Source organism: Metasolibacillus fluoroglycofenilyticus (genome assembly GCF_003049645.1).
GTDB classification, from domain to species: Bacteria; Bacillota; Bacilli; order Bacillales_A; family Planococcaceae; genus Metasolibacillus; species Metasolibacillus fluoroglycofenilyticus.
Window position 1 is genome coordinate 618,915 of sequence record NZ_PYWK01000001.1, and the last position, 13,931, is coordinate 632,845.

At 37.4% G+C, this 13,931-nt stretch carries 14 protein-coding genes; 10 read left to right on the forward strand and 4 right to left on the reverse strand.

Annotation, left to right across the window (positions count from 1 at the left end):
• Positions 1-39: 39 nt before the first annotated feature.
• Positions 40-759, reverse strand: a complete 720-nt coding sequence (locus tag C9J36_RS02675; protein WP_107942162.1) for an alpha/beta hydrolase — start codon at positions 757-759, stop codon at positions 40-42.
• A gap of 104 nt (positions 760-863) precedes the next feature.
• Here C9J36_RS02675 and C9J36_RS02680 point away from each other — a divergent pair, with 104 nt between their 5' ends.
• From C9J36_RS02680 to C9J36_RS02720, 9 genes are all read left to right on the forward strand, one after another.
• Positions 864-1,445 carry a phosphatidylglycerophosphatase A family protein gene (locus tag C9J36_RS02680; RefSeq protein WP_066166086.1) on the forward strand — a complete coding sequence of 194 codons (582 nt, stop codon included), beginning with the start codon at positions 864-866 and terminating at the stop codon, positions 1,443-1,445.
• A 181-nt stretch (positions 1,446-1,626) separates the two neighbouring features.
• The gene (locus C9J36_RS02685) at positions 1,627-2,277 is read left to right on the forward strand and encodes a thermonuclease family protein (protein WP_107942163.1); all 651 of its coding nucleotides are present in this window, start codon (positions 1,627-1,629) and stop codon (positions 2,275-2,277) included.
• Positions 2,278-2,456: 179 nt separating this feature from the next.
• Positions 2,457-3,113, forward strand: a complete 657-nt coding sequence (isdC, locus tag C9J36_RS02690; protein WP_235616001.1) for a heme uptake protein IsdC — start codon at positions 2,457-2,459, stop codon at positions 3,111-3,113.
• Positions 3,114-3,129: 16 nt separating this feature from the next.
• Entirely contained in the window at positions 3,130-4,884 is a 1,755-nt protein-coding gene (locus C9J36_RS02695; RefSeq protein WP_107942164.1) for an NEAT domain-containing protein, read from the forward strand.
• 128 nt (positions 4,885-5,012) lie between these two features.
• Positions 5,013-5,909: a heme ABC transporter substrate-binding protein IsdE gene (gene isdE, locus C9J36_RS02700; protein ID WP_107942165.1), complete on the forward strand. Its 897-nt coding sequence runs from the start codon at positions 5,013-5,015 to the stop codon at positions 5,907-5,909.
• 12 nt (positions 5,910-5,921) lie between these two features.
• Positions 5,922-6,887 carry a FecCD family ABC transporter permease gene (locus C9J36_RS02705; protein WP_066166077.1) on the forward strand — a complete coding sequence of 322 codons (966 nt, stop codon included), beginning with the start codon at positions 5,922-5,924 and terminating at the stop codon, positions 6,885-6,887.
• A gap of 4 nt (positions 6,888-6,891) precedes the next feature.
• Complete coding sequence (locus tag C9J36_RS02710; RefSeq protein ID WP_107942166.1) at positions 6,892-7,662, forward strand: ABC transporter ATP-binding protein; 771 nt, start codon at positions 6,892-6,894, stop codon at positions 7,660-7,662.
• A 12-nt stretch (positions 7,663-7,674) separates the two neighbouring features.
• Positions 7,675-8,412 carry a class B sortase gene (gene srtB / locus C9J36_RS02715; RefSeq protein WP_107942167.1) on the forward strand — a complete coding sequence of 246 codons (738 nt, stop codon included), beginning with the start codon at positions 7,675-7,677 and terminating at the stop codon, positions 8,410-8,412.
• A 221-nt stretch (positions 8,413-8,633) separates the two neighbouring features.
• Positions 8,634-9,158 carry a YceI family protein gene (locus C9J36_RS02720; RefSeq protein ID WP_107942168.1) on the forward strand — a complete coding sequence of 175 codons (525 nt, stop codon included), beginning with the start codon at positions 8,634-8,636 and terminating at the stop codon, positions 9,156-9,158.
• 125 nt (positions 9,159-9,283) lie between these two features.
• On the opposite strand, the gene C9J36_RS02725 is transcribed toward C9J36_RS02720, so the two are convergent.
• On the reverse strand, positions 9,284-9,763 hold the full coding sequence (locus tag C9J36_RS02725) for a hypothetical protein (RefSeq protein ID WP_066166065.1): 480 nt from the start codon (positions 9,761-9,763) through the stop codon (positions 9,284-9,286).
• A 293-nt stretch (positions 9,764-10,056) separates the two neighbouring features.
• The gene (locus C9J36_RS17360; protein ID WP_195891646.1) at positions 10,057-10,206 is read right to left on the reverse strand and encodes a hypothetical protein; all 150 of its coding nucleotides are present in this window, start codon (positions 10,204-10,206) and stop codon (positions 10,057-10,059) included.
• 192 nt (positions 10,207-10,398) lie between these two features.
• Between C9J36_RS17360 and C9J36_RS02730 the strand changes: the two genes are divergently transcribed.
• Positions 10,399-11,787 carry an aldehyde dehydrogenase gene (locus C9J36_RS02730; protein ID WP_107942169.1) on the forward strand — a complete coding sequence of 463 codons (1,389 nt, stop codon included), beginning with the start codon at positions 10,399-10,401 and terminating at the stop codon, positions 11,785-11,787.
• Between the two features lie 470 nt (positions 11,788-12,257).
• On the opposite strand, the gene C9J36_RS02740 is transcribed toward C9J36_RS02730, so the two are convergent.
• Positions 12,258-13,820 (reverse strand): PAS domain S-box protein, encoded by a 1,563-nt coding sequence (locus tag C9J36_RS02740; RefSeq protein WP_107942171.1) that lies wholly within the window; start codon positions 13,818-13,820, stop codon positions 12,258-12,260.
• Between the last annotated feature and the right edge of the window lie 111 nt (positions 13,821-13,931).

Sequence of the window (13,931 nt, forward strand, 5' to 3'; positions counted from 1 at the left end):
AACAGAAATTGTTTCTTTACTACATTTATTACGCCGTTTTTATCCGAAATTTTCTATAAGTGCTCGTCTTAAGTCTGGTTTCCAATATTTCCATGTATGATCACCGTCAAATTCTTCATAAAATGTATTGAAGTTTTTTTCAAGGAATAATTGATGAAGCGCCCTATTCGGTGTTAGAAAATCCTTTATTTCTTTGCTTGTCGTAACGACTTTGTCTTCACCTTTACCGATAATATGATAAATTGATATTGCGCTATAATTTGTAGCGTTTGCTACTGCTTCTAGTACAAGCTCATCAACATATGGCGATTGCAAAATAGCCTTACAAAAAACGTTTGGATATTTTAATGTAGCCATTAGCGCGGCTGTTGCAGCCATTGAGTCACCAATCATGCCACGCGTTTGCCCAAGCTGAAAAGTCGCGTAATTTTCATCTAAATAAGGTACAAGCTCATGTGCTAAAAAGCGTAAAAATGCCTCATGTTGTTCACCAGAGGGGATATATTTTTTTTGGCGATCCGCGACATTTTTATATGGAACGCCTACAATAATTGTATTTTCCATCTCATAATTATCGATTAGTTCATCGGCGAGACGGGGAATGCTACCTAATTGGAAATAGTCTTTGCCATCTGCTGCGATGAGTAGATTATACTTATATAATGGTGAATAATTTGCTGGAATATAAATAAGTAATTGCAGCTCTTCCTGAAGTGCCTCACTATAAAAATTGATATCTTTTACTGTTCCCTTATCCAAAATACTCATTCCTTCTCTAGTAAGATGTAACGAAATTGTATCATAATCACTACGAAAGGTGTAATATGGTGTAGGAAGAAAAAACATAAATAGAGGTGTAAATTATGCATAATCGAGCAGTTCGTGTTCATTCTGATAAAGTAACAGAAGCCACTTATTCTGCGTTAGAGCGCAGAGGAGTAAAGGTGGAGGATATTGCTGAAATCGTTTATGAAATGCAAAGTCTTTACAATGAAGGGCTATTAATGGAGCATTGCATTAGCTCTGTTGAGCGTGTATTGCATAAGCGTGAAGTACAGCATGCGGTATTAGTAGGCGTTGAGCTAGACGAGTTGGCCGAAAAGAAAATGCTATCAGAGCCCCTACAATCAATTGTAGAGTCAGATGAAGGATTGTTCGGTGTCGATGAAACAATTGCCCTTGGCTCTGTCTTTACGTACGGCAGTATTGCAGTGACGACTTTTGGTCATTTAGATAAGAAGAAAATAGGTATCATTGATAAATTGGATACAAAAGCCGGGAAATGTGTAAATACATTTTTAGATGATTTGGTTGCGAGCATTGCAGCGAGTGCAGCATCCCGTATTGCCCATCGAATGCGCGATTTGGAAGAGGAAGGCGAAACATTTGCAGCCATTCCACCGCAGAAGCTAGGTCCACAGCCGAAGACAAATACAGATATTTAACGAAAAACATTTAATATTAAACGACGCTATCTTCAATATAGGGAAGGTAGCGTTTTTCGTTGGAAAAGTGTTTATGTTTAAAGTGTAATTTTGAAAAAGCCTTTTTTCAGACATTTTTAACACCTAAAAAGTTTGGTAAAATAAAAGATATGCTAATTGAAGAAAGGGAATAATATAACTTATGAAACCAACAGATATTAAAACGCTTATTACGAGCGGAACTATTATTATAGCGGTCGCACTTTATTTAATATTTAGTCCAGAACCGCAGGACAAGACTACAAATGAAGTTAAGACGCCGCCACATAGTCAACAAGAAACAAATGAAACTGCGACAAATCATATTTCAGCACAATATGCCCAGCAAGTGACAGGAAATCAGCTACAGGAGATTAACTATTTATCAATTAATGATGGCGATACATTTAGCATAGAAATGAATGGTGAAAAGCATAAAGTTCGTTTATTAATGGTGGATACGCCCGAAATGAACTATGACAAAGGAAAACCGATGCCTTATGCAGAAGATGCTAAAGTGTTTACAGAAAATTTACTGAAAAATGCCTCGAAAATTGAGCTTCTATTCGATGTTGGACCAGAAACAGATAAATATGACCGTTTGCTCGCGTATATTTTTGTCGATAATGTATTATTACAGGAATCTTTATTGAAAAATGGCTTTGCAGTTATGCGCTATATTAACAAACCGAATAATACGCTTGAAGCAGAATTAAATGAAATTCAAGTAAGGGCACAGGATGCAAAGCTCAATATTTGGGCACATGAAGGCTATTTTGATGGCAAGCAATTTCATGAGGATGCTGTTCGCTAAATAAGTATGAGAGATGGCGATTATTTTTGACACAAAAGAAAATGCTAGTCAATCTATTTCGCCTTGGCGTAATCGATAATTTGACAATTCGATGAAAATAAAAAATCTAATTGAGAATTATCCTCATTTGTGTCATAATTGTAAAGGTACTAATTATTAGTAAAGGGAGGAATAGAGCTGTGAAAAAGCTTTTTCTAACTCTTTTTGTGCTTATGCTAGGGGTATTTATACTTGCGCCTAATTATTCTCATGCACAATTAGCTGATGGAACATACGATATTCAATATCAAGTCAATAAGCCAAGTAGTATTTCCGCTTCTATGGCCAATGATTATTTTTTAAAGCCTGCAAAGGTAATTATGAAAAATGGCAAGGCAACTGTGCAATTGACGATTAAAAATAGTGCATGGGTAACGGAGTTTAACCCGCCGAGTGGTGCGACAGTAATTAGCCAAAATGCCGCTGCTGATACGCGTGTTGTGCAATTTGCTGTAGCTAATTTGGGGAATCCTGTAACAGTGGCAATGAAAATCGATATTGATGATATTAATTATCATCACGGTTATAGCGTTGATTTTGTATTTGACGCAGCGGGTATTCCACAAGCAACGGAGCAAAATGCGCAAACAAATAAAGAATCTTCAAAGGCTGTTAACAATGTGAGTAAGACGCCAAGCTCTTCAAATGTTGAAGATAATGGAAATAAAGCTGACGGAACAGTAAGTGCTAGTGAAAAAGTAGAAAATCCACAAACAAGTGATTCTTTACCATATCTTTTCATCTTTATGCTTATTGCTTCGGTGCTTGTATTTTATAAAACAAAAAAAATGAATTAATTGGGGGAAATGTTAAATGTCAAAATTCCAATCTCGTTCTACAAAAATCGCGCTAGCTTCAGTGTTAGCAACATCTGCTATCGTGCCAGCAGTAGCGGCATCTGCTGAAACACCATCACGCTCTATGCCAGATGGTCAGTATACTATTGATTTCACAATTACAGATACGACACAGCAATTAGCGAAATACATTCAAGGACCAGCTACACTTATTATTGAAGATGGCAAGTATTTCATTCAGCTATCAGCGGATGCTACTGTGATGAACATGCTGACAAAAGTAGAAGTAGATGGCGTTAGCGTAATTAAAGAAGTAAATGGACAAAAAGTTATTTATATTCCTGTAGAGCGTCCAGGCGGTACAGTGAAGGGTGAGGGCGCTGTCGCAGTTGGTGGCAAAGAAATTCCAACAGCATTTGAATTAACATTAGACCCAACAACAATTAAAGCGCCTGAAGCAGCAGAAGAAGAAAAAGTAGAGTTTGTACCAGGTAAAACATTTAAGCAAGTAAAAGACGGTGAATATGCAATTACTTTTGATGCCTATGATCCAAAAACAAATAAAGGTGATTATGCGGCGATTACAAACCATCTTGAAAAAGATGCAAAATTAATCGTGAAAGATGGTAAGTACTCAGTAGAATTAACAGTTACGGAAAAAAGTAGCCCGATGATTGCTGGCTTAAAAGTAGCTGGTGCAGATGCAACATTAGTATCAGAGGAAGGGAAAAAGGTTTATAGCTTTACACTGAAATCAATTAGCGATTTAGTAGAAGCGGGAATTCATGTTGTTGTTCCTGCGGCAAATATGGACAAATGGTATGAGTTCGGCTTTGCTATCAATACAGCGAACCTTGATTTACCTGAAGTAACAGAGGAGCAGCCTGTAGAAGTAGGAGAAGAGCTTCCATTATACATTTATAAAGATAAAACAAACGAAATTTCTGTTATGTCGACGTATGTAAAGCCGACTGTTACAGTAACAGAAACAGCAAACGAATTCCTTGTAGACTTAACATTCGTACAAGGACAATACTTAAATAAATTTAACATTGAAGGCGCAACAATTGCAGATGAAAAAACTACGGAAGTGGATGGCAACACAGTGAAAATCTACACAATTGCTACAACAAACTTAGATGCTGTTTATACAGCAACAGTTGATGTATCAGTAGATGCTGGTCCTGTAAAATACGATTCAGTATACCCTGTACAATTGCAATTTGGTGGCAAGATAAATCCATTTACAGATATTACGAAATTAGGTGACTATGGTAATATCGTAACATTATATTCTATAGGTCTTTTCAAAGAAGCGGATAAATTCAATCCAAACGGAAAAGTGAAGCGTTCACAATTTGCATTAATGTTAAATCGTTACTTAAACTTAGATACAACTGCGAAAAATCCATTTAAAGATGTATCGAGCTTTGATGCAGAAACACAAAAGGCGGTAACAGCATTAAGCGATTACGGCATTATGAACGGCACATCTGCTACTGCATTTGAGCCAACAAAAGAAATTACACGTCAACAAGCGGCAGTTATTATTTACCGCGTTTTAGAGGGTGCAGGCTATAAAGCAACAGGGGCAAGCGTACCATTTAAAGATGTGACAACTTCAAATAAAGAAGCGTTGACTGCAATTGCTGAATTAAATGCATTAGGTATTATGACTGGGAATGAAGGCAAATTCAATCCAACGAATACTTTAACACGCAGCCAAATGGCAAAGGTGATTTTAAACACTCTTTATGTAGTAGAAAACTAAGAGCATAATGGGAAAGCAGGCTTCCTCTCGGATATATGAGAGGGAGCCCGCTGTTGTTATCTTGACTTGTGCGGGTGTCTAGCTACACCCGCACAAGTCAAGATAAAGCGGAAGAAAGGAAACTAAAAATGAAAAAATATATGCAATGTTTACTGCTTGTAGCAATACTGCTGCTTGCTGCTTGCGGTGGCAAAACGGCGGCTCCAGAGCAGCCACAAGAAAATAATAAAGAGAAGCAGCAACAGGAAGAGACACAGCGTATTGTAGCAGGGACAGTTGTTGTAGCAGATATTATGGACCGTTTAGAACTGGATGCTATTGCAATTCCAGATACTGTTAAACAATTGCCTGCTCGCTTTGATGGTTTACCCTCTATTGGAAATGCGATGCAGCCTGATATGGAAGTGGTTAAATCTTTAAATCCAACAGAAGTATTATCCGTCTCTACATTAGAATATGATTTAGCACCAATATTTGAGCAATTGCAAGTCCCTGTCGACTTTGTTGATTTAACGAGCATTGATACGATGCTCGCAGAAATTGAAGAGCTAGGCAAGCGCTATAAGCGCGTGGAACAGGCGGATGCGCTTGTTGACAAGCTGAAAAATGAAATTGCACAAGTGGAAAATGTGGCGAGTATGCATGAGCAGCCAAGCGTTCTTATTTTATTAGGTGTGCCTGGTAGCTATTTAGTAGCGACAGAGCATTCATATGTGGGGGATTTAGCACGCAGAGCTGGCGCTGTCAATGTGATGGCTGGTCAGGAAGCTGAATATTTAGCCTCGAATACAGAGCATTTATATAATAGTAACCCAGATATTATTTTACGTATGGCACATGGGATGCCAGACGAAGTAATTAAAATGTTTGACGAGGAATTTAAAACAAACGATGTTTGGAAGCATTTTAATGCAGTGAAAAACAATCGCGTTTATGATTTAGAAGAAGAGCTGTTCGGGACAACGGCTGCGTTAAATGTATCGGAGGCATTACAGCAGTTAATTGAAATTTTTTATGAGCAGTAGAGGTGTTGTCAGGTGATGAAAAAAATAATAAGCACTGTTATTGTTGCTGCATTGCTAGTAATAACAGCTATTTTTGCTGCTACAACAGGCAGTATAAAAATGGGGTTTTGGGAATTTGTAGGGGCATTATTTGATACAAATAATGATACGATGGCAGCGATTCGTGATTTGCGCTTTCCACGTATTATTGTGGCAATTTTTGCAGGTGCAGCCCTATCAGTAGCAGGCGCACTATTGCAGGCAATTATGCGCAACCCACTTGCTGATGCAGGGGTCATCGGTATTTCATCAGGTGCGGCTTTTACAAAGCTATTTATTGTATCAATTGTTCCAACTTTATTTTTCATGACGCCGATTTTTGCTTTTATTGGCGGCGCCCTTGCTTGTTTTTTAGTGTTTGCGTTGGCATGGAAGTCAGGCTTAAATCCGTTGCGCTTGATTTTAGTAGGGATTGCCATCAACGCTATGTTTACAGGACTTACAGAGGCATTTATTAGCTTTGGCGGCTCTTTAAATGCATCGGCTAGCAGTGTGCTTGGCTCAAGCCTAGCATTTAAAACATGGGATGATGTGACGCTCATCGCTATTTACGGCTCGATTGGCTTAATTTTTGCGTTCGTCATGTATTCATGGTGTAATGTCCTAGCATTATCTGATAAAACGGCACAAAGTATTGGCTTTAATGTGACATTGGCACGTTTAGCAATTGCGGCAACTGCCGTATTATTATCAGCCATTTCAGTTGTTGTCGCAGGTGTTATTGCCTTTGTTGGCCTGCTAGTCCCACACATTGCCCGCCGCATTGTTGGACATGACCATAAAGTGCTATTGCCTTTTACAGCCTTGCTTGGAGCATTTATTATTTTATTAGCGGATACAATTGGGCGTACAGTCATTGCACCATTAGAAATCCCTGCATCAACCATTATGGCCATTATTGGTGGTCCGTTTTTAATATTTTTACTGAGAAAAGGGTGACACTGTGGAATTACAAAAAATTGTTGTATCACATGACGGTAAGAAGCAGCATTTACAAAATGTATCAACGTCCATTCAGCGCGGCAAAATTACAACGATTATTGGTCCAAATGGCTGCGGCAAGTCGACATTATTAAACGTCATGGCACGCAACCATTCTCCCCTACAAGGCACGGCACTATTAGATAATAAAGACTTAGTCAATTATAAGCCAAAGAAGTTTGCTCAAAAGTTTGCCATTGTTTATCAGCAAAACGATATTCCGCAAGATTTAACCGTTGAAAAGCTTGTTAGTTACGGGCGTATGCCCTATCATTCTTTATTAAAAAAGAATAATGTCGAGGATAATAAAGCAGTTGATTGGGCATTAGCCTGTACAAGTCTAGGCGAAAAACGCCATCATGATTTATCCGCGTTATCTGGTGGAGAAAGACAGCGCGTATGGATTGCCATGGCATTGGCACAGCAGAGCGAGCTTCTATGCTTAGATGAGCCGACGACGTATTTAGATATTTATTATCAGCTAGAGCTTTTAGAGCTAGTAAAAGAACTAAATGAAAAGCATGGTTTAACGATTGTGATGGTGTTACATGATATTAACCAAGCGATTCGCTACAGCGACCATATTATTTTAATGAGTGCAGGGCAGATTGTCGCAGAAGGAACGCCACGCGATGTCATTACCCAGCAAACGGTGAAACAAGTTTACGGTGTGGAGGCAATATTTCAAGAAGATGCTGCGCTTGGACTATATATGGTGCCAATCGGGATTTGAGGAGACAATCATATGAAGGTGAAAATAATAAGAGTCATTTGTATTATCGTCTTTATTATTTCCAGTGTAGGACTTATTCGTTTTTTTTCTAGCTATAAACAGGTGGAACAGGAGCTGCAGCAAATACAGGAAGTGTATGAGCAAGCGCAACAGGCGATGCCGATAGAGGAGGCTGCCATCAGCGCGAAATTTATCGAGCTACAAAAAATAAATACGGATATTGTCGGCTGGCTTCAGTTAAACGATTCGCAGTTGAACAATCCTGTCGTTCAAAACGATAATAATGAATTTTATTTGCAGCATAATTATGTAGGGGAAAAGAGTCGTGCAGGCAGTATTTTCATGGATTATCGCAATGATACAAATGCTAGGCATACGATTTTGTATGGTCATGTTATGCGAAACGGTACGATGTTTGGTGAATTAGCGAAATTTGCTAAGCAACATTATGCCGAGGAGCACCCCTACTTTGTGTATGAAACACCTAGTGCAACATATCACCTCGAAGTATTTGCAGCCTATGAAACGACAACGGATTTTTATTATATTGAAACGGAGTTTACAGAGCAGTCGTATGCCGCATTTCTCCAGACAATTCAACAAAAATCAGCTATTCATATGCCAGTTGATGTGACAACGAACGACAGAATTTTTACGCTTTCTACATGTACGACATCTCCAAATGATAATGAGCGCTTCGTCGTACATACGAAAATCGTAGCACAAAATAAGCATGAAAAAGAATCTTGAATTCGAAAGATTTTTCTTGACGTAGATGAAAGTGTGAATTATACTAAGTTACAAATAGTAAGTAATAAAGCTCAGCCATTTTACATATATAACTTATGTTGATTCAAAAAATTTGAATCAATGTTTAACATTTAAACAAATAGGATATATGTACGGATGTAGGCTGCTTTATTTTCATAACATATCTCGAAATCGAGATAAAAAACAGGAGGGTTTTTTCTATGGCAAACTGGACAGTAGACCAATCACACTCAAGTATCGGATTTAGTGTAAAACACATGATGGTATCAAAGGTAAAAGGCGCTTTTGATTCTTACTCAGCGCAAATCGAGGCTGCAGATTTAGCGGATTTATCAACAGCAAATATTTCGTTTGCTATTGATGCTGCAAGTATTAATACACGTAGCGAAGACCGTGACAATCATTTAAAATCAGCAGATTTCTTTGATGCAGAACAATTCCCGAAAATTACATTCCAATCAACTTCAATTGAAAAATCAGGCGATGATTACAAAGTAACAGGCGATTTAACAATTAAGGATGTAACAAAACCTGTAACATTCGATGTGGAATTCAACGGTAAAGGCACAAACCCTTGGGGTCAAGCAGTATACGGCTTTGAAGCAGAAACATCAATCAATCGTGAAGAATTTGGCTTAACATGGAACGCAGCACTTGAAACAGGTGGCGTACTAGTAGGAAAAGACATTACGATTTCAGTAGAACTAGAAGTAAATCCAGCGTAATTAATGATTTTTTTCATAATAAAAGCTGTTCAGAAAGTAATACATTTTCTGGACAGCTTTGTTTTTAATTGATGCTAGCAATAAAAAATTATTTATTGCTAAGATTAGCCCTTTCAAAAAGAATTTTACTGTTTAAAGTCTTTTGCAATTGATGCTAAATCGCTATATGCAACAGTTGGAATTTTATCTAGACCAGCGCGATCGAATGTCATTGATAACGCGACATGATTTTTATTATTGACAGGCTGCTGCCAAATAAATGTGAATTCTGTGATTTGTGGGACATCACTTATTTTAATTAGCATGTTGTAGCTATCCTTTAACAATGTATCAAGTGACATAAACTCTGAGCTTTGCATTTCGACAATGACAATTTCTTCATTTGGTTTTGGGATTACTTGTATATCTAAAATCGCATTTTCTAGTTGTTGTTCCTTTGTCATAGCTTCAATTGCACGCATTGTGGCATAACCCGGCGTGTTTTCTAAAGCAATTTCTTCAACTGCCTGCTCAGGATTTTCCTTTTTAGAGGAAGAAAAGCCGGAAAGACCGACAATAATAAATAGCACGACTATTAATAAATAAAAGTTAACGAATTTTTTCATGATACTCATCCCTTATATTTGAAAAAATAGTAAAAAAGACCCCCGGCAATCCGTGCCGTCAATGGGGTCTTTTATGTGTATTAGTTGTTCCGACTAATACATTAGGTTTGGCACCTAGTGACACATTATAAGGGATTTTGTAAAAAAAATCAATTATGATAGGAAAGAGCTGAGGATAGCGACAATTCATTGTTACTATCGCAGCAGTACATACTTTCTTATAGACGCGAGGGCTGTCCAAAAAAGGTATATCTTTTTCCAACAGCCCCTTAATATGTTGAGGGGGGATTTTTTTATGATGTTTGAAGTTCCTCTTGCTGTAAAGGCGGCATAGTGAAATATAAAAAAGATTCATCTTCAAGTTCTAGTAGCTTTTGTTCATTAATACCGATTGATAAAGGTCCCGAAAAAATTGCTTCCCACCATGTTTCAGTAATAATCATTGAAATTGCCTCCTTGTCGATGTAAAAATAAATAATAGAATGCTTATCCTAAATTATTGTTCACTGTTTAAATTTCCCGAACAAGCCAATATAAAGTTATAATGAAGGAAAGCAAGCATTCGTTATAGTAGTTAATATGTGTGGCAATGATGAAATTATGCATAAAAATTAAAAATGGAAAGGAAGTTTTTTATGAATTTTACTGCTCAAGATGTAGAAAATATGATAACAGCACAGCGTAGCTACTATTTTTCACGCGCTACAAAAAATATAGAATTTCGTAAGCAACAATTAATAAATTTAAAAGAGACGATTAAAAAGTATGAAAAAGAAATTTTAGATGCACTAAAATTAGATTTAAACAAAAGTGAGTTTGAAGCATATGCGACAGAAATCGGAATTGTTTTAGATAGCATTTCACATATGGTGAAAAATATTGATGAGTGGACGAAGCCAGTTGCTGTTAAAACACCTGTTCATTTTCAGCCGGGAAAAAGCTATATTGTGCGTGAGCCGTATGGGGTTGTTTTAATTATTGGCCCATTCAATTACCCATTCCAGCTCGTAATGGAGCCATTGCTCGGGGCAATTATTGGTGGTAATACGGCAATCGTTAAGCCATCTGAAGCAACTGTTCATACAACTAAAATTATAAAAAAAATAATTGCAGAAACATTTGAAGAACATTACGTGCGTGTAGTAGAAGGTGAGAAAAAGGAGGTGGAGGCGCTCATCCATGCCTCTTTTGACTTTATTTTCTTTACAGGTAGTGTGGCAACTGGAAAAGTAATTATGCGTGCTGCTGCCGAAAAGTTGACACCAATCGTACTTGAACTTGGTGGCAAGAGTCCCGCTATTATTGACCAAACAGCGAATTTGCAAGTAGCAGCAAAGCGCATCGTCTGGGGGAAATTTACGAATAATGGGCAAACATGTGTCGCTCCAGATTATGTGCTTGTGCACAGCTCTATTTATAAAAAATTTATTAAGATTTTAAAGCAAACGATTACTTCCTTTTATGGGGAAAATCCTCAGCAAAGCGATGATTATGGTCGCATTATCCACCTTGGTCATTTTGACAAGCTAAAGGCGATATTAGATGCTGATGCAGCACATATTACATTTGGTGGAACTGTAGACCGTGATGACTTATATATTGCACCAACAATTATTGAGGGTGCAGACTGGGATAGTAAAGTAATGGAGGATGAAATATTCGGGCCGATTTTACCGATTATGGCGTACAATGATTTAGCAAATGCGATTCAGGCAATTCGTCGCCTGCCGAAGCCTTTAGCTGCCTATCTATTTACAGAAAACGACAATGCGCGTGAATATTTCTTAGAGGAGCTACCGTTTGGAGGAGGCTGTATTAATGACATTGTGTCACATGTAGGTAACACACATTTACCATTTGGTGGCGTTGGACCATCAGGGATGGGCGCTTATCATGGGCACGCAAGCTTTGAATGCTTCACACATCAAAAATCAATTTTACAGCGCTCAACAAAGCTAGCTACAAACATATTATTTCCACCGTATAAACAAAAGGTAAAGCTGATTCGCAAAGTGATGAAATAATATAATACATGTTGTAAAGAAATCGGGGCAAGTCGCAAATATATTTAAAAAGTCGCAAATAAAACGAGGCAAACTCCAAATATATGTGAAATACAAGAGTTTCACTTTAATAAGAGGCGTCTATTTGAAAAATAATAAACTAAGGCTTGTTTGGATTAACCCAAATGTATTTTGCTACTGCATGTTTATAGGGCTTTCTGCCATTAATATGCAACAATCAGAGAAGATGAATGCATCAGCAATATGGATTCTGCTGTTATTATTGCTTTTACTCGTTTCACTGTTTGAGAGTCATCAATTACGCCTCGGCGTAATTGCGGCCAGATTTTTTTCGAGCTAGCTCGAAAAAAATCTGTGACACCCGCTGAATCAAAAGCAAGATAAGCATTCATCTCGCCGCTAAAGATAATATCCTTTTTATGAAAAACGCCGGAAAAGCTGTACTTTAGCAAGCTTTTCTGGCGCCTTCTTTAATTCTGTAATGGAATTTTAATAGTGATGGTTGTGCCGATATGTTCTTCGCTTTCAATAAGAATCACGCCACCATGCTCTCGAATAATTTTATTGGAAATCATCATACCTAAGCCTGTACCAGTAGCCTTTGTCGTATAAAACGGCTCGAATACATAATCGATTAAATGCTGTGGAATGCCCTCGCCCGTATCGGAAATTTTTATGTATGCAAAGCGTTCATCATTTTGACAAATAAGTGTAATAGTACCGTCCTTCTCAATTGCTTCGATAGCATTTTTGACAATATTAATAAACACTTGTTTAATTTGATTATTGTTGGCGTAAATAAATAGAGAATTCCTGTTAAAGTGCTGTATCAATTGAATTTGACGCTGTTCTAGCTGTAATTCGAAAAATGTGGCGATGTCCTGCAGAATTTCTGATAAATCAAGTGTACTTTTTTGTTCAGCAAGTGGCTTGGATAGCACTAAAAACTCAGAAATAATTAAATCAATGCGTTCGATTTCAGATTGAATAATGCCTGTATATGCTTGGTACGGGGATTGTTGGTCCTCGTTCATCATTTGAATAAATCCTGATACAACCGTCATTGGATTACGAATTTCATGTGCGACACCTGCTGCAATTTCCCCTGCCAATTTTAATTTCTCTGATTGTAAAGCGAGTTTTTCATTTTCCTTTAGGTAGGAAATGTCTCGTGCAATAACTGAGACGGCTAACATATCTCCGTAAGAATTATAAATTGGTGCAAGCGATATTTGTGCATCAAATATGGAGCCATCCTTGCGCATATCCTTCGTTTCAAGCAGACGGAAACGCTCGCCCTGCAAAAGCTTTAAAAACCGATTATGTGCCGCTTCCACGTTTTCAGGTGCTACGAGCTGAATGGACTGACCGATACATTCCTCTTTTGTCCAGCCATACATTTTTTCAAACGCTGCATTCACTTCAATGATTTTATTGTTTAAATCGAACACTGCCATCGCATCTTCGGCATGGTCGAAAAACAGTTTTAAATAGGCTTCTGTTGAAGAAAGTTCTAGCTGCTTCTCCATGTTTCTCTTTTCCTCATGAGACCAAAGTTTCTTGACGTATACAGTTTGTAATAAGCCAATGATACATAAAAATGATGTAAGAAAAATAAAGCTTTCAACAGGATGGGTAATGTTAATATTTGACTGCATATAGATGACAAGAAAGGCGATTTCTACTGCTGTAATGATTGCTAATAGCGTATTTATCACATGCGATTGATAAACATTGACGATAAGTAGTAAATATAAAAAGCCAAATACAAACAATAATTGACCGCTTCCAATTGTTAAAGCGATAAGTAATATATTCCATGCTAAAATTAAAAAAATTTGAACAATGCGCGCATGTACTTTTTTATAAAGTAAAAAGCCAATCAATAGGACATTCACAATAATATACAGTGTATAATTATGTGTAAGGTGTACAATATCAAATAAATGGAGCGCAATAAAAAAAATCGCAAAAATAAAGAGCGAGTAATATATAAATAAATTACGCTTATGTATGATGGTGAGTGGTTGCATAATATTCTCCTAATCATGTGCAAGTGTTGATAAAAATCGGGCTACATCTGTCTGTCGATATGCGCTAAAGTTTGATATGATAAAATAAAATATTGATTAGTTGGGGCTTTC